The organism is Terrabacter sp. 05T424, from assembly GCF_056396225.1.
In genome coordinates this window covers 139,112-153,387 of record NZ_JBFTLB010000005.1, presented here as the reverse complement: position 1 = coordinate 153,387, position 14,276 = coordinate 139,112, and the positions used below count along the sequence as shown (strand labels likewise).

Below are 14,276 nucleotides of genomic sequence, written 5' to 3'. Positions count from 1 at the left end.
TTCAGGCGAGCAGGCGGTCGGTGAGAGTTTCGAGCCACCAGCGCTCGACGTCGTCGGCCGACCAGCCACGCTCCTGGGTGGCGATGTCGAAGACCTGGATCGAGCAGACCATCGCGTAGACGTCGAGGGCGAGGTCGATGCTGACCCCCGCGCGGCGCGCCGTCGCCGGCCATGTGGAGAAGACGCGCCGCCGGTTCTCGTCGCCCCGGCTCCGGCCCTGCTCGTAGGCCGCTGCGAGCGCCGGCTCGTTGCGCCCGCCCTCGACGGTGAGACGCAGTCCGTCGCCCCCGCGCTCGAAGAGCCGGCGGTCGAAGCGGACGAAGGCGGCGAGCTGCTCTGCCGGATCCCCTTCCGCTGCAGCCAGATCCGCGGTCACCTGTGCGACGTCGGCATCCATCTCGCCGCTGTCGACGAGGGACCTCGCGAGGCCCGCCTTGGTGCCGTAGACGGCATACACGGTGGCTTCCGAGACACCGGCGTCAGCAGCGACGGAGCGGACGCTGGTGCCCGACCAGCCCGACTCGACGAACCGTCTGCGGGCGGCCCGGGCGATGCGCTCCCTGGTGCGTTCGGCCTGCTCCTCGCGCACGGCTGAGTGGTAGCTGCGCGTGCTCGTCTCCGGTTCCTTCACGAAACCCATTGTATCCATCCGTTGAGTGGATCTATATTGACTGAGCATCGCTCAATGAATGATGAGCAACTCACTCGAAGGAGAGCACCGTGAACACCACCCAGCTGAGCACCACCGCCGCAGACCGCCTCGCCCCGGGCGCGCTGGACATCGCGAAGGACGTCCTCGCACGCCTCGAGGCCGCGTGGGCCACCGGCGACGGCGAGGCCTTCGGCGCCCCGTACGCCGACGACGCGACGTTCGTGACGGTCCGCGGCGAGCAGGTCCGCGGCCGCAGCTGCATCGCCGGCGGGCACGCCGCGATGCTCACCTCCATCTACGCCGGCAGCACGAACCAGATGGAGGTCGTCGGCGCACGCTTCGTTGCGGACGACGTCATCGTCGCCACCTCGCGCAACACGATGGTCGCCCCGACCGGACCGCTGGCCGGCACGAACACCGCGATGTCGACCTCGGTGCTCGTGCGCGACGGGTCGCAGTGGCGCATCGCGGCCACCCAGAACACCCTCGAGGCCGCCCACTGAGCACCCTGGCCGCCGCCGCCGCAACGAGATCACCCATCGAGAGAACCCTCCGCTACGCGCAGAGCCCCCTCCACCCGTCCCATCGAGAAAGCAATCCGTCCGGTCGAGCGCGCCGCTCGTCCGGACGGATTGCTTTCTCGATGGCGGCCGCGGGGGCCCGCATTCGGCCGACTCGGCCGTTTGGCACACTGGGCACTCGAGTACGACACGACGTAGGAGATGCCCGCATGACGCCTCGCACCCTGTACCGCCGGATCGCCGTCGCGGAGGTGGTCACGTGGGCGCTGCTGCTCGCCGGGATGGTCCTCAAGTACGTCACGAAGACCACCGAGCTCGGCGTCAAGGTCTTCGGCCTCGCCCACGGGGTCGTCTTCATCGCCTACTGCCTCATCACTTTGCTGCTCTGGGTCAACCAGCGCTGGACCGCCCGCGAGGGCCTGCTGGGCCTGCTCAGCGCCGTGCCGCCGTTCCTCACCGTGTGGTGGGAGCGTCGCCTCGAGCGGCGTGGTCGCCTCGACGGGGGCTGGCGCCTCGGCCGCGGAGGTGACACCCCGGCCAACCCGGCCGAGCGAATCGTCGCAACCCTGCTCGCACGTCCGGTGGTGGCCGTCAGCGTCGGCGTGGTCGCCGTCGTCGCCCTCACGGGAGTCGCGCTGCTCGTCGGCCCACCCGTCTCGACGCAGGGCTGACACCAGCGACCCAGCCGTACGGCATACGGTGTCGTCCAGCCGGGCAGCGAGCCTCGGCGGGGACGCCGAGGAGGCGAGATGGCTGCGGTCGCGGTGCTGGGCGGCGAGGTCCGGGCAGAGGGCGTCGGCAAGACGATCGACGAGACCACCCTGCTGCTGCCCACCGACGTGAGCGCCGACCCCGGCGAGTGCGTCGTGCTGCGTGGCCCCAACGGGTCGGGCAAGACGACGCTCCTGCGCATCATCGGTGGCCTGCTCGTGCCGACCGTAGGGTCCGCGACGATCGGCGGACGGGACGCCGACGAGCGCGACCGCGCCGTGCGAGCAGCGGTGGCGGCCCTGCTGGGCGCCCCGACGACCTACCGCGACCTCACCCTCATCGACCACCTCGTCCTCATCGACTCGACGTGGGGCGGCGAGCCGGCGTCATCCGACGCCCGCGGGCTCGCGCTGCTCGACAGGCTCGGCATCGCCCACCTCGACGACCGCTTCCCGCACGAGCTGTCGTCGGGCCAGGAGCAGCTCTTCCGCCTCGCCCTGACCTTCTCGCGTCCCTCGACCGTCGTGCTGCTCGACGAGCCCGAGCAGCGGCTCGACACCACGAAGCGACAGGTCGTCGCCGACCTCATCCGCGAGCGCACGTCGGACGGCACGACCGTCGTCATGGCCTGCCACGACCCAGACCTCACCGCGAGCCTCGCCAGTCGGGTCGTCGACGTCGTCCCCGCACGCTGATGACGAGCGAGCCGGCCGAGGCCGACCACCCCACGGTGGACTACGACGACCACGACCTGCTGGGTCAGGCCGACTGGGTCATCGGCGGCGACGCCGCCCGCAAGGCCAGGCAGCAGGGCCTGTATGCCGGCTACGTCGCCTTTCTCGGCGCCCTCGTCTACGGCCTGCCGATCATCCAGACGGTCTTCCGGACGTCAGACGCCGGCTCCCTCGGTGAGCAGCTGAGCTCGCCCGTCGCCGTCGCCCTGCTCGTCGCGTCGGTGGCGGCCCTGCTCGGTGCCGTCGTCTTCGCTGGCAGGTTCCGCGGTCCGGTCGTGCCGCCCATGCCGTGGATCGACCTCGTGCTCTCGGCCCCGCTCGACCGTGCCCTGGCGCTGCGTCGCTGGTGGCGCTACGCGGCCGTCGGAGGGGTCTTCCTCGGTGCGCTCAGCGGCCTGACGATCGGCGCCGGTCTCGCCTTCGCTCACCTCGGCGGGGTGGTGACCATCGCCGTGTCGGCCGTGGCGGGCACGGCACTCGGCGTGCTCGCGACCCGGCTGTGGCTGTGGTCCCAGGTGCGCTCGTGGCCCGGGCCCGACCGCAGTCTCACGCTGCTCTGGCGCGCGCCTGACGCCTTGCGCGAGCTGCATGCCGAGTCGCTGCACGCCCACTCGGCCAACACCTCGACCCTCGCCGGCTCCGCGTTGACCGGCAACCTGCGCACCGCCCGGCTGGCCCTGACGCGCCCCGTGCACCACGGGCGCAGCGCCAGGCTGCGCTCGGGTCGACCGTTCGGCGTGCTGGTCCGCCGCGACGTCCTCGGCCTCAGGCGTACGCCCGGCGCCTTCCTGTCGGGCCTCGGTCTCACGCTGCTCGGCGGGGCGGTCGTGACGTGGGCGTTCGCGCAGCCGGCGGCCCCCAGCATCGCGGCGACGATCGGGCTGCTCCCCCTCTACCTCGGCTTCGGGGCCTGGTCCGAAGGGCTGCGCCTGCAGGCCGACAACGTCGGCACCCCCTCGCTGCTCGGCGCCACCGAGGTCACCGAAGCCACCGCGCACCTCGTCGCACCTACCGTCCTGACGGCGCTCGTGCTCGGTGGCTGGGTCGGTGTCGCGGCCACCCTCGGCCCCGTGCCGGTGAGCGCCGGGCTGTCGCTGGTGCTCGTCCTGGTGCTCGTCGTCGCGGGAAACGTGTTCGCGGCCTTCCGCGGCTCCCCCACCTTCGTGCTGCGGCCCCAGATGGTCGTCGCCTGGTACGCCCTGCCCGCCCTGAGCGTCGTCGTGGTCGGATCGGTCATCGCGGTGCTGACGAAGGCCGGCAACTACACGTGGCTGTCGGTGGTGAGCTGGATCGCGTACGCCCTTCTGTTCTGGTCGATCTCACGGGTCCGCCGACTCACCTACCTGCACCGCAGCTGAGCGACAACCCGTTCGCGGGCCGGGTCGTCGGTCGTTAGGTTCGAGACCATGAGCCAGCTCCGCGCCCGTGACGTCGTCGACGCCGACCTCCCCGCCGTCCTCTCGATCCGCAACCGCTCGTTCGGGCCCCTCGGCATCGGCGGCGAGGACTGGTGGAGGCGTGTCTCGGCCGAGACACTGGGCGGACGGATGCTCGCGGTCGTGGACGAGTCCGACCGGGTGCTCGGTGCCGGACGCATCCGCCCGTACGAGCAGGCATGGGGCGGCCGCCATCTCCGGATGGGTGGCGTCGCTGGCGTCTACGTCGAACCGAGTGCGCGCGGGGCCGGGGTCGCGACGACCCTCACCCGCGCCCTCATCGAGCGGATGGGCGAGCTCGGCGACGTGGTGTCATGCCTCTTCCCGACCACCTCCACGCTCTACCGACGCTCGGGCTACGAGATCGGCGGCTCCCAGACGAGGACGACGTATGCCGGCCACCTCCTCCGCGACCTCGCCGCCTCGCGCGCCGGGCGAGCAACTGGCACAAGCGGGTCCGTCGTGCGACCGGCCACTCCTGACGACGCCCAGCTGCTGCACGACCTCGCCCGCGAGGCGCAGGTGAGGCACGCCGTCAGCGGGCCGATGGTGCCGACCGCCGAGACGTTCCGCGGCATGCTCGAGCGCGACGAGCTGATCAGCTACGTGGTGGCCGACGGCTTCGTCGTCTACGACCTGTCCGACGCAGCCGTCACGGTCGAGCACCTGGTGGCTGGCTCGCCCGAGTCGGCGGCGATGCTCTGGGGCGTTGTCGGGTCCGGTTCCGCGGCGGCGCCGACGGTGCACACCTACCTCGACCCGCGCGACCCTCTGACGCTCGCCCTCGGCGGTCTGGCGGCGAACGAGGTGCGGCAGACCTCGTGGATGGGCCGCGTCATCGACCTGGCCGCGGCCTTCGCCGGTCGCGGTTTCGGGGCCCCCACCTCGGTGGCGGCCCAGCTCGTCGTCGACGACCCCGAGGCGCCGGCCAACAGCGGCACGTGGACCCTGTCGGTCTCCGGAGGCCGTGGCGCCGCCACCCGCGACGACCCGACGGGAGGTGCTGCTCCGCTGAACGTGGGCGCGCGCGGCCTGTCGGCGCTGTGGTGCGGCTGGTCAGCGTCCCGCGTGCGTCAGGCGGGCCTGGCCTCGGGAGGCAGCGCCGACGGTGACGCAGCACTCGACGCCGTCTTCGCAGCAGCGCCCTACCTCACCGAGTACTTCTGACCCACCCGAGCCCATCGAGAAAGCGATCCGTCCGCTCACGAACACCGGACGGATCGCTTTCTCGATCAGGATGCGCGTACCCAAGCGTTCTCTCGACTGGACATTGTGTGGGTGCCCTGCCGTGTCGTGCCGTGGCGTGTCAGGTGCGGCGGGTCTGCCCGGGCTCGGCCGTGTGGGGCTCGACCTTGTTGCGCTCGACGTTCTCGGGCTCGCGCACCGACGGGAGGGCGAGCAGGGCCACCACGGCCATCGCGCCGACGACGAGCAGCGAGTGCAGGACACCCACGTGGTCGCCGAGGAAGCCGAGCAGCGGCGGCCCGGCGAGGAACGCCGTGTAGCCGATCGTCGAGACGACGCTCATGCGTGCGGCTGCACGGGCGGGGTCGTCGGCGGCGGCGCTCATGCCGACTGGGAAGCCCAGGCTGGCACCGACGCCCCAGATCGCTGCGCCGACGAAGGCGAGCACCGGACCACCGAAGACGACGAGCAGACAGCCGACGACGGCCGAGACGAACAGCACGCGCAGCACGGGGATGCGGCCCCGCCGGTCGAGCAGGCGGGTGCCGAGCAGGCGCCCCGCGGTCATCGCCGTGAGGAACACCGCGAAGCCGACGACACCGAGCCAACGCTCGAGGCCGTAGCCGTCCGACAGGGCGACGGCGACCCAGTCGTTGGCCGTGCCCTCGGTGAAGGCCGCCGCGAGCACGACGACGCCGATGAGCAACGTGCGCGGCTCGCGCCAGGCGGAGGCGATGCCAGCCTTCTGCTTGACCTCGCCCCCGTGCTCGTCGACCTCGACCGAGCGGGACAGGAAGGCCTTGAGGAACCACGGCGTGACCACGACGAGCATGACCACGACGCCGACGAGGTGTGCCCCGATGGAGACGTGCAGGGCCGAGAGGCCGGCGCCGATGAGGGCACTGACGACCGTGCCGCCGCTGAACGCGGCGTGGAAGTGCGGCATGATGGCGCGCCCGAAGAGCCGCTCGACCGAGGCGCCCTCGAGGTTCATGCCGACGTCGAAGACGCCGGCTCCCATGCCGACGAGGAAGAGTCCGGCCATGACGACGCCGCGGTTCTGCAACCCCGTGACACCGACCCCGACGGCGACGAACCCGACGCTCTGGACCAGCGCGGCTCCGAGCAGGGTGCGGGCGGCGCCGAGGTGGTGGACGATCCAGCCGGAGATGGGCAGCCCGATGACCGAGCCGAGGGACATCGCGAGGAGGGTGACGCCGAGCTCACCCGCTGACAGCGACAGCTCGTGCTTGAGGTCGGGCACTCGCGAGGCGAACGCTGCGAAGGCGGCGCCGTTGATCGCGAACGCGGTGAAGACGGCCGTCCTGGCGGTTCGGGCGGTGGCGGCCGGCGGGGCGCTGGCGGCGGACATGCAACAAGCCTCTCAGTGACAGCGGGAGCGGACGTCGAATCGTTTCGACTCGAATCGTTTCGATAGCATGCCTCCCATGGTCGCCAGAGGTCAAGCCCGCCCCACGCTCCGCGACGTCGCCGAGCGCTCGGGCGTCTCGGTCTCGACGGCCTCCCTCGTCTTCAGCGGCAAGGGGCCGGTCGCCGAAGCCACGGGAGAGAAGGTGCGGGCCGCCGCGGCCGAGCTCGGCTTCACCGGGCCGAACCCGCTGGGCTCCTCGCTGCGGCAGGGCCGAGCAGGCGCGGTCGGAGTGCTCGTCGAGGGTCGGCTGCAGCTGGCCTTCCGCGACCCGTTCGCGGTCGCCGTGCTCGACGGGCTCGCCGAGGAGCTCGAGCGCGTGCCGACCGGCATGCTCCTGCTCGCCCAGCCCACCGACGACCCGGAGTCGGTCGTGCCCCAGCTCGCAGGTCTCGCGCTCGACGCCCTGGTGTTCTCCCTGTGCGGCCCCGGCGACCACCCCGCCGTCGAGCACCTGGCCGCCCGCGGCATCCCGATGTTCAGCACCGGCGTGCCGACGGACCACCGCGTCACCCAGGTGCGCATCGACGAGCGCGGATCGTTCGCCGAGATCTCGCGTCACGTGCGCGACCTCGGACACCGGCGGGTCGCGTCGGTGGCCATGCCGCTGGCCGGCATGGGTGAGCCCGGTCCGGTGCGCGACGAGCTCGCGGACGAGGGAGCCGCCGGCATCCCCTCGATCGGGCGGCTGCTCGGTTTCAGGGACGTCTTCGGGCCAGACGCGACCGTCGTCCAGACGGGCGACGGCTCCTCGGTCGAGGGCGGCATCATCGCCGGCCGCGCCCTGCTCGACGTCCCCGAGAACGTCCGGCCGACGGCGGTGGTCGCCCAGTCCGACGTCATCGCCGCGGGAGTCATCATCGCCGCCGAGGAGCTCGGCCTGCGCGTGCCCGACGACCTCAGCGTCACCGGCTTCGACGGGGTCGACCTGCCGTGGCTGCCGCACCGCATCACGACGATGGACCAGCAGGGCCGCGAGCGCGGGCGGATGATCGGGCGGCTCGTGCGCCGCCGGCTCGAGGGCAAGCAACCGCGCAGCGCCACCGCGCCGGTCACGCTGCGTCAGGGCACCACCTCGGCCGCCCCCCGCTGACGCCAGACCGAGCGCCCGAGGAAAAGGGACACCCCGCGTACCTGGAAGAGCTCTCCTACCCTTGCTGCATTCCTGCCCTGGGGGAGTTCGGAGAGGTACCACCACGCGGGGTGCCGACAGCGAGTGTATGCCGCCGCCTTCGTCAGCCGGAAATCCGCCCCTCTGCTCCAGCCGAGGACCTTGGCCTCTGGTGCCGCGACTCAGGCGTCGGCGAGCGTCGGAGTACCGAAGGAGTCGTCATGTCGACCGTCGATCAACGCCACCCGGACCCTCACCACCATCCCGACGGCGTCGGGAGTACCGAGCCGCGATCGGGATCGCCGGACTCGTCGTGTTCCTGGCCGTGGTCGTGCTCCCAGTGCTGGCCGGCGCGTTCCTCGGCGAGCTTCTCGTCGAGCACGAGTGAGCGAAGGACCAAACCACTGGCTCGGACCGGCCTGCCGGAGCGACCGCGAACGCGAAAGCCCCGCCACGCTGTGCGCGGCGGGGCTTTTCACCTTGGCGGAGGATGGGGGATTTGAACCCCCGAGGGTTTTATCCCAACACGATTTCCAATCGTGCGCACTAGGCCACTATGCGAATCCTCCGTCGCGCAGGTTACCGGAGGCCGACCCCACACAAGAAATCGGTCCGGTCGCCGACGCCGCGGGCGGACCGAGCACAATCACGGCCATGGCCCCCCGCGAGCGCGTGCCGCTCGACACCGACGTCCAGTGGATCCACGGCGCCCGCTCGCCCCGGCGCCGCCACGACCCCCCGCTCCAGGTCCACGAGCTCGCCCCCGGCACCGTGCTCATCCGCCAGAGCAAGGACCTCACGTACGAGGCCCCGTTCATCCTCCTGCTGCTGGGCCGGGACCGCGCCCTCCTGCTCGACACCGGCGCCGTCGACGGCACCGAGCTGCGGCGCACCGTCGACCGGCTGCTCGACGGCCACGCGTCCACCCGGCCCCGCGACCCGGCATACGCCCTCGTCGTCGCGCACACCCACGGTCACGGCGACCACGTCGCCGGCGACGCGGCGTTCACGGACCGACCGCACACGACCGTCGTCGGCCACGACGTCGCAGCAGTACGCGAGTACTTCGGCGTCACGGACTGGCCGGCCGAGGTGGTCACGTTCGACCTCGGCGACCGCGCCCTCGAGGTGTTCGCCATCCCGGGCCACCACGCGGCGTCCATCGCCGTCTTCGACCCGACCACGGGGCTGCTCCACACCGGCGACACCGTCTATCCCGGGCGCATCTACGTCGAGGACCCCGACGCGCTCCTCGACACGCTCGACCGCCTCGTCGCCTTCGCCGACGAGCGCGACGCCACCCTCGTGCTGGGCTGCCACGTCGAGATGACGAACCGGCCCGGGCGCGACTACGCGCTCGGCTCGCGCTACCAGCCCGACGAGCCGCCGCCCTTCATGACGGTCACGCAGCTGAGGTCGGTCCGCGACGACTTCCGCCGGGTCGCCCACCGCCCCGGCATCCACCGGTTCGACGACGTCGTCTTCTGCGTCGGCGAGGGCGCGAGGGTGGTCGTGCCGCTCCAGGCACGCGCCCTCGTCGAGCGCGCGCGCTGGCTCCTCGGCCGGTCAGGCTGAGATCGGATTGCCGCACGCGGCCCGGCCCTGACAGCATCGGCCGATGACCGCCCTCTCATCGCTTCACCGCCGCAACCTCCTCAAGGAGATCGACCTCACGCCCGACGAGTTCCGGGCGCTGCTCGACCTCGCCGCCGAGCTCAAGGCCGCGAAGCGCGAGGGGCGCGAGGAGCGACGGCTCACGGGCAAGAACGTCGCCCTCGTCTTCGAGAAGACCTCGACGCGCACCCGCTGCGCCTTCGAGGTGGCCGCCGCCGACCAGGGCGCGAACACCACCTACCTCGACCCGAGCGGCTCGCAGATCGGCCACAAGGAGTCCGCCAAGGACACGGCGCGCGTGCTCGGGCGTTTCTACGACGGCATCCAGTACCGGGGCGCCGGCCACGACGTCGTCGAGACCCTCGGTGCGTTCGCCGGCGTGCCGGTGTGGAACGGACTGACGGACGACTGGCACCCGACGCAGTCGCTCTGCGATGCCCTGACGATGCGTGAGCACGCCGGCAAGCCGGACGCGGAGATCGCCTACGCCTACGTCGGTGACGCGCGGTTCAACATGGGCAACTCGCTGCTCGTCACCGGTGCGATCCTCGGGATGGACGTGCGCATCGTCGCCCCGCAGTCGCTCTGGCCCTCCGACGACGTCGTCGCCGTCGCGCGGAGGTATGCCGCCGAGTCGGGTGCCCGGGTCACGCTCACCGAGGACGTCGTCGAGGGCGTACGCGGTGTCGACTTCGTGCACACCGACGTGTGGGTGTCGATGGGCGAGGCCAAGGAGGTCTGGGCCGACCGCATCGAACTCCTCACGCCCTACCAGGTGAACGCGAATATGCTTGCAGCCACAGGGAATCCGCGCGTCAAGTTCATGCACTGCCTGCCCGCCTTCCACGACCTCGAGACCAAGGTCGGGCAGGACGTGCACGAGCAGTTCGGCCTCAAGGAGCTCGAGGTGACCGACGACGTGTTCGAGTCCGATGCGTCCGTCGTCTTCGACCAGGCCGAGAACCGCATGCACACCATCAAGGCGCTCATGGTCGCCACCCTGGTGCAGCTCGACGGCTGACGTTCACCTGTTCGTGGTGGTGGCGGCCGCCTGCCATGCGACATAACGGCAGTCATGCACCTTTCGCGCACCCCAGCCCTCGCGGCCGTCGCCGCCTCGCTCGTCGTCCTCTCCGCCGCAGCGGCCACCGCATCGCCCGCCGACGCGCCCGGCCAGGGCAAGGACGGCCACTACTCCTTCGCCGTCATCGGCGACGTGCCCTACGGCGACGCGCAGGTGGCCGCCTTCCCACGCTGGGTCGACCAGATCAACGCGACCCCCGACCTGTCGTTCACGATCCACGTCGGCGACATCAAGAACGGCTCGTCGATTCAACCGTCGAAAGGCCAAAGTTCGCGGCCTTCCACACATCGAGAGGCCAAGGTCTGCGACAGACTTTGGCCTCTCGAGGTGCGAGGGTCGACGAACACTGGCCTCTCGACGGTTCAGGGCTGGTTCGGGGGCTGTTCGGGGCTGGGTTGCGTCAAGGTTCGACGGTGACCGTCGGGCACTGGCGCAGGGTCTGGGTCGGCGTGGCCAGGGCCGGCTCCTTGCCGAAGGCCTTCCACGCCTGCCCCACGGCGAGGTCGACCGTGTCGCCCTTGCGCTTGTCGTTGACCAGCACGCCGCCCGGCACGTGAGCCTTGACGAGGCGCGCCGACGCCGCCCCCTCGGGGCCGTAGCGGATCTGGGCGACCTGCTTGACGCCGACCTTCTTCGGGTCGTTGGCGATCGCCTTGACCTTGAAGCCGCGGTCGATGGCCGTGGTGGCGACGGTCTTGGCCAGACCTGCCCGGTTGGTCGAGTTGTAGACGTTGAGACTGACGTCCCGAGGCGTGAGCGCCTGCTGCGGCTGCACGGTCGTGCACGGCCCCGGCTTGGGCGTCGTGTCGCGGAAGTAGGTGGAGGCGTAGTAGAACGCCCCCGCCATGCTGAGCACGACGAGCGCGATGACGATCGCCGATCGGCGCTGACGGCGCACGTGGTACGTGCGGTCGGCGTCCTGTTCCGCGTCCCTGGTCGCGTCCGGCATCCGCCCTCCCTCACTCATCAGCGCTCGTTGTCGAGCGACCGTGTCAGGAGAGTACGAGGACTCGGGCGTGGAGGACAGGTCTCTGCTGCAGCGCGGCGCGTAATGCTCGGTGCAGGCCGTCCTCGAGGTACAGCTGCCCCTCCCACTCGACGCAGTGCGGAAAGAGGTCGCCGTAGAACGTCGAGTCGTCGGCGAGGAGGTTGCGCAGATCGAGGGTGCTCTTCGTGGTGATGAGCTCACCGAGCTGCACCACCCGTGGTGGGACGTTCGACCAGTCCTTGGTCGTCTCGAGTCCGTGGTCGGGGTACGGGCGGGAGTCGCCAACGGCCTTGAAAATCACCGGGTCAGCCTAGCCATCGAAGGTGTGGGCTTGCCGACTAGAGTTCGGGAGGTGACGCAGACACCAGCCGAGGGGTCCTCTGACACCGCCCAGATCGACGAGATCCGGGCGGGCTACGCCTTCGACGGAGGGGTGCTCAAGCTGGGCGCTGCGGTCGTCGAAGGCACGGCCCACGCCGACGCACCGGTCCAGATCCCGCTCAGCGTGCTCAACCGGCACGGCCTCGTCGCGGGCGCCACGGGCACCGGCAAGACGAAGACGCTCCAGCTGATGGCCGAGCAGCTCGCCGACCAGGGTGTGCCCGTCTTCCTCGCCGACATGAAGGGCGACCTGTCGGGTCTCGCGACGCCCGGTGAGGGCGGCGACAAGATCACCGCTCGCGCGGCCGACGTCGGTATGCCGTGGGCCGCGACGGCATACCCCACCGAGTTCTACACGCTGGGCGGGAAGGGCAGCGGCATCTCGATCCGCGCCACGATCACCGGCTTCGGGCCCACCCTGCTCAGCAAGGTGCTCGGCCTCAACGACACGCAGGAGAGCAGCCTCGGGCTGATCTTCCACTACGCCGACAAGAACGGCCTCGCGCTGCTCGACCTCAAGGATCTCCGCGCGGTCATCAGCCACCTCACGTCCGACGAGGGCAAGGCCGACCTCAAGGACCTCGGCGGCCTCTCGAGCGCGACCGCGGGCGTCATCCTGCGCAACCTCATCACCTTCGAGGACCAGGGCGCGGGCGCCTTCTTCGGCGAGCCCGAGTTCGAGACGAGCGACCTGCTGCGCACCTCCCCCGACGGCAAGGGGATCATCTCCTGCCTCGAGCTGCCGCAGGTGCAGGACCGTCCCCAGCTCTTCTCGACGTTCCTCATGTGGATGCTCGCCGACCTCTTCCACGACCTGCCGGAGGAGGGCGACGTCGACAAGCCGAAGCTCGTCTTCTTCTTCGACGAGGCGCACCTGCTCTTCAACGACGCGAGCAAGGCCTTCCTCGACGCGATCGAGCAGACCGTCCGGCTGATCCGCTCCAAGGGCATCGGCGTCTTCTTCGTCACCCAGTCGCCCAAGGACGTCCCACCCGGCGTGCTCGCTCAGCTCGGCAACCGGGTGCAGCACGCGCTGCGCGCCTTCACCCCTGACGACGCCAAGGCGCTCAAGCAGGCGATCGCGACCTACCCGCACACGGCATACGACATGGAGAAGCTCCTCACGAGCCTCGGCATCGGCGAGGCCGTCGTCACGGTGCTCTCCGACAAGGGCGTGCCGACCCCGGTGGCCTGGACGCGCATGAAGGCGCCGAACTCGCTCATGGACCCCTCGCCGCAGGCCACCATGGACGCCGTCATCAACGCGTCGCCGCTCAAGACCAAGTACGCCGACGTCGTCGACCGCGAGTCCGCCTACGAGCTGCTCGCCAAGCGGCTCGAGGCTGCGCCCGCGCCGCAGGCGTCGCCCGCCCAGGCACCCGCCCAGCCACCCGCCCAGGCCCCCGCCGCGACGCAGCGCGCGCCGAAGGAGGAGCCGAGCATCATCGCCCAGGTCGCAGGCAGCAGCGCCTTCAAGTCGATGCTCCGCTCGGCCGGCACGGTCATCGGACGCGAGATCACGCGCAGCATCTTCGGCACGCGCAAGCGCTGACTAGAGGTCGAGCTCGATGTCGTCGAGGTCGCCGTCGACGTCGGCGAAGTAGCTGATGACGCGGATGTCGGGCTCGTCGGCGACCGACAGCACGAGCTGACGCAGCTGGATGACCTGGCCGGTGTCGAGCCGGATCCGCTTGGTGCGGCCGCGAGTCGGGTCGGTGTCGTGTCGCTCCCACCACTCGACGGTGGCCGGGTTGGCCTTGAAGATCTCGTCGAGCACGCGCTTGAACGACGGGTCGTCGGGGTGGCGCGCGTACGCCTCTCGGAACAGGGCCAGCTGGTCGGCGGCCTCCTGCTCCCAGTCGACGAAGAGGCTTCGCGCCGCCGGGTCGCAGCAGTAGAACCACAGCAGGTTGCGCTCTCGCTTGGTCCGCTTGCTCTCCCAGTCGGTGAACAGCTGGCATGCGGTGTGGTTGGCGCCGAGCACATCCCAGCGGGCGCCGACGACGTACGCGGGGTTGGGGTCGATCGAGTCGAGCAGCTCCTCGAGCTCCTCGGTGAGCTCCTCGGGAGCCTGCGGCCGGCGCGACGGAGCTCCCGTCGCGAGGGCGTGCAGGTGGGTGCGTCCGTCGGTGCCCAGCTTGAGCGCACGGGCGAGCCCGTCGAGCACGCTCTTGCTCGGGCGCAGGTCGCGGCCACGCTCGATGAGGTCGTAGTACGCGACGGAGATGTTTGCGAGCTCGGCGACCTCGGTGCGGCTCAGGCCCACCCGCCGACGCCCCTTGGCACGCTTGATGCCGACGTCCTCGGGTGCGAGCTGCTTGCGTCGGGTGCGGAGGAACTCCCCCAGGGGTGACGGGGTGCGCACGCTGAGGGGGACGTCCGTGGTCATGGCGGCCATCCTGCCAGTGGCCATCGGCCCGAGGTGCCGTA

General features: G+C 70.9%; 16 protein-coding genes, 1 tRNA gene and 1 other RNA gene. 10 read left to right on the top strand and 8 right to left on the bottom strand.

Annotated features, from left to right (window positions below):
• Position 1 precedes the first annotated feature (1 nt).
• Positions 2 to 631, bottom strand: coding sequence for a TetR/AcrR family transcriptional regulator (locus tag AC1DE0_RS12925; protein ID WP_478101074.1), 630 nt, complete (start codon positions 629 to 631; stop codon positions 2 to 4).
• An 89-nt stretch (positions 632 to 720) separates the two neighbouring features.
• On the opposite strand from AC1DE0_RS12925, the gene AC1DE0_RS12920 reads away from it, so the two are divergent.
• From AC1DE0_RS12920 to AC1DE0_RS12900, 5 genes are all read left to right on the top strand, one after another.
• Positions 721 to 1,155, top strand: a complete 435-nt coding sequence (locus AC1DE0_RS12920) for an SgcJ/EcaC family oxidoreductase (RefSeq protein ID WP_478101072.1) — start codon at positions 721 to 723, stop codon at positions 1,153 to 1,155.
• Between the two features lie 227 nt (positions 1,156 to 1,382).
• The gene (locus AC1DE0_RS12915; RefSeq protein ID WP_478101070.1) at positions 1,383 to 1,844 is read left to right on the top strand and encodes a DUF3817 domain-containing protein; all 462 of its coding nucleotides are present in this window, start codon (positions 1,383 to 1,385) and stop codon (positions 1,842 to 1,844) included.
• A 78-nt stretch (positions 1,845 to 1,922) separates the two neighbouring features.
• Positions 1,923 to 2,579 carry an ABC transporter ATP-binding protein gene (locus AC1DE0_RS12910; protein WP_478101068.1) on the top strand — a complete coding sequence of 219 codons (657 nt, stop codon included), beginning with the start codon at positions 1,923 to 1,925 and terminating at the stop codon, positions 2,577 to 2,579.
• A complete protein-coding gene (locus tag AC1DE0_RS12905) occupies positions 2,579 to 3,976 on the top strand; it encodes a hypothetical protein (RefSeq protein WP_478101066.1) in 1,398 nt (465 codons plus the stop codon). Before AC1DE0_RS12910 ends, AC1DE0_RS12905 begins: the two co-directional genes overlap by 1 nt.
• A gap of 48 nt (positions 3,977 to 4,024) precedes the next feature.
• Positions 4,025 to 5,221, top strand: a complete 1,197-nt coding sequence (locus AC1DE0_RS12900; RefSeq protein ID WP_478101064.1) for a GNAT family N-acetyltransferase — start codon at positions 4,025 to 4,027, stop codon at positions 5,219 to 5,221.
• Positions 5,222 to 5,360: 139 nt separating this feature from the next.
• Here AC1DE0_RS12900 and AC1DE0_RS12895 read toward each other — a convergent pair whose 3' ends face one another.
• On the bottom strand, positions 5,361 to 6,611 hold the full coding sequence (locus AC1DE0_RS12895) for an MFS transporter (protein WP_478101062.1): 1,251 nt from the start codon (positions 6,609 to 6,611) through the stop codon (positions 5,361 to 5,363).
• A 76-nt stretch (positions 6,612 to 6,687) separates the two neighbouring features.
• On the opposite strand from AC1DE0_RS12895, the gene AC1DE0_RS12890 reads away from it, so the two are divergent.
• Entirely contained in the window at positions 6,688 to 7,761 is a 1,074-nt protein-coding gene (locus AC1DE0_RS12890) for a LacI family DNA-binding transcriptional regulator (protein ID WP_478101060.1), read from the top strand.
• A 21-nt stretch (positions 7,762 to 7,782) separates the two neighbouring features.
• Here AC1DE0_RS12890 and ffs read toward each other — a convergent pair.
• The 3 genes from ffs to AC1DE0_RS12875 form a co-directional block, all read right to left on the bottom strand.
• Positions 7,783 to 7,879, bottom strand: an RNA gene (gene ffs, locus AC1DE0_RS12885) — signal recognition particle sRNA small type.
• A gap of 153 nt (positions 7,880 to 8,032) precedes the next feature.
• A complete protein-coding gene (locus AC1DE0_RS12880) occupies positions 8,033 to 8,161 on the bottom strand; it encodes a hypothetical protein (RefSeq protein WP_478101058.1) in 129 nt (42 codons plus the stop codon).
• A gap of 99 nt (positions 8,162 to 8,260) precedes the next feature.
• Positions 8,261 to 8,348 (bottom strand) — tRNA-Ser (locus tag AC1DE0_RS12875).
• An 85-nt stretch (positions 8,349 to 8,433) separates the two neighbouring features.
• Here AC1DE0_RS12875 and AC1DE0_RS12870 point away from each other — a divergent pair.
• Genes AC1DE0_RS12870 through AC1DE0_RS12860 form a run of 3 tightly spaced genes read left to right on the top strand, consistent with a single transcriptional unit; the run spans position 8,434 to position 10,894 of the window.
• Positions 8,434 to 9,354, top strand: coding sequence for an MBL fold metallo-hydrolase (locus AC1DE0_RS12870; RefSeq protein ID WP_478101056.1), 921 nt, complete (start codon positions 8,434 to 8,436; stop codon positions 9,352 to 9,354).
• Between the two features lie 43 nt (positions 9,355 to 9,397).
• Entirely contained in the window at positions 9,398 to 10,414 is a 1,017-nt protein-coding gene (argF, locus tag AC1DE0_RS12865) for an ornithine carbamoyltransferase (protein WP_478101054.1), read from the top strand.
• Positions 10,415 to 10,468: 54 nt separating this feature from the next.
• Positions 10,469 to 10,894: a hypothetical protein gene (locus AC1DE0_RS12860; protein ID WP_478101052.1), complete on the top strand. Its 426-nt coding sequence runs from the start codon at positions 10,469 to 10,471 to the stop codon at positions 10,892 to 10,894.
• On the opposite strand, the gene AC1DE0_RS12855 is transcribed toward AC1DE0_RS12860, so the two are convergent.
• A complete protein-coding gene (locus AC1DE0_RS12855; RefSeq protein WP_478101050.1) occupies positions 10,878 to 11,444 on the bottom strand; it encodes a LytR C-terminal domain-containing protein in 567 nt (188 codons plus the stop codon). The two genes, AC1DE0_RS12860 and AC1DE0_RS12855, sit on opposite strands and share 17 nt — an antisense overlap.
• A gap of 25 nt (positions 11,445 to 11,469) precedes the next feature.
• On the bottom strand, positions 11,470 to 11,766 hold the full coding sequence (locus tag AC1DE0_RS12850; RefSeq protein WP_386054628.1) for a type II toxin-antitoxin system VapB family antitoxin: 297 nt from the start codon (positions 11,764 to 11,766) through the stop codon (positions 11,470 to 11,472).
• Between the two features lie 51 nt (positions 11,767 to 11,817).
• Between AC1DE0_RS12850 and AC1DE0_RS12845 the strand changes: the two genes are divergently transcribed.
• On the top strand, positions 11,818 to 13,398 hold the full coding sequence (locus AC1DE0_RS12845; protein ID WP_478101048.1) for a helicase HerA-like domain-containing protein: 1,581 nt from the start codon (positions 11,818 to 11,820) through the stop codon (positions 13,396 to 13,398).
• Here the strand turns inward: AC1DE0_RS12845 and AC1DE0_RS12840 are convergent, their stop codons facing one another.
• On the bottom strand, positions 13,399 to 14,235 hold the full coding sequence (locus tag AC1DE0_RS12840; RefSeq protein WP_478101046.1) for a helix-turn-helix transcriptional regulator: 837 nt from the start codon (positions 14,233 to 14,235) through the stop codon (positions 13,399 to 13,401).
• Positions 14,236 to 14,276: the final 41 nt, after the last annotated feature.

Excerpts from the sequence above, each read along its gene's own strand:
- AC1DE0_RS12915 (WP_478101070.1), top strand. The coding sequence starts at position 1,383 with ATGACGCCTCGCACCCTGTACCGCCGGATCGCCGTCGCGGAGGTGGTC.
- AC1DE0_RS12910 (WP_478101068.1), top strand. The coding sequence starts at position 1,923 with ATGGCTGCGGTCGCGGTGCTGGGCGGCGAGGTCCGGGCAGAGGGCGTC.
- AC1DE0_RS12905 (WP_478101066.1), top strand. The coding sequence starts at position 2,579 with ATGACGAGCGAGCCGGCCGAGGCCGACCACCCCACGGTGGACTACGAC.
- AC1DE0_RS12900 (WP_478101064.1), top strand. The coding sequence starts at position 4,025 with ATGAGCCAGCTCCGCGCCCGTGACGTCGTCGACGCCGACCTCCCCGCC.
- AC1DE0_RS12895 (WP_478101062.1), bottom strand. The coding sequence starts at position 6,611 with ATGTCCGCCGCCAGCGCCCCGCCGGCCGCCACCGCCCGAACCGCCAGG.
- AC1DE0_RS12890 (WP_478101060.1), top strand. The coding sequence starts at position 6,688 with ATGGTCGCCAGAGGTCAAGCCCGCCCCACGCTCCGCGACGTCGCCGAG.
- AC1DE0_RS12870 (WP_478101056.1), top strand. The coding sequence starts at position 8,434 with ATGGCCCCCCGCGAGCGCGTGCCGCTCGACACCGACGTCCAGTGGATC.
- argF (WP_478101054.1), top strand. The coding sequence starts at position 9,398 with ATGACCGCCCTCTCATCGCTTCACCGCCGCAACCTCCTCAAGGAGATC.
- AC1DE0_RS12860 (WP_478101052.1), top strand. The coding sequence starts at position 10,469 with ATGCACCTTTCGCGCACCCCAGCCCTCGCGGCCGTCGCCGCCTCGCTC.
- AC1DE0_RS12855 (WP_478101050.1), bottom strand. The coding sequence starts at position 11,444 with ATGAGTGAGGGAGGGCGGATGCCGGACGCGACCAGGGACGCGGAACAG.
- AC1DE0_RS12840 (WP_478101046.1), bottom strand. The coding sequence starts at position 14,235 with ATGACCACGGACGTCCCCCTCAGCGTGCGCACCCCGTCACCCCTGGGG.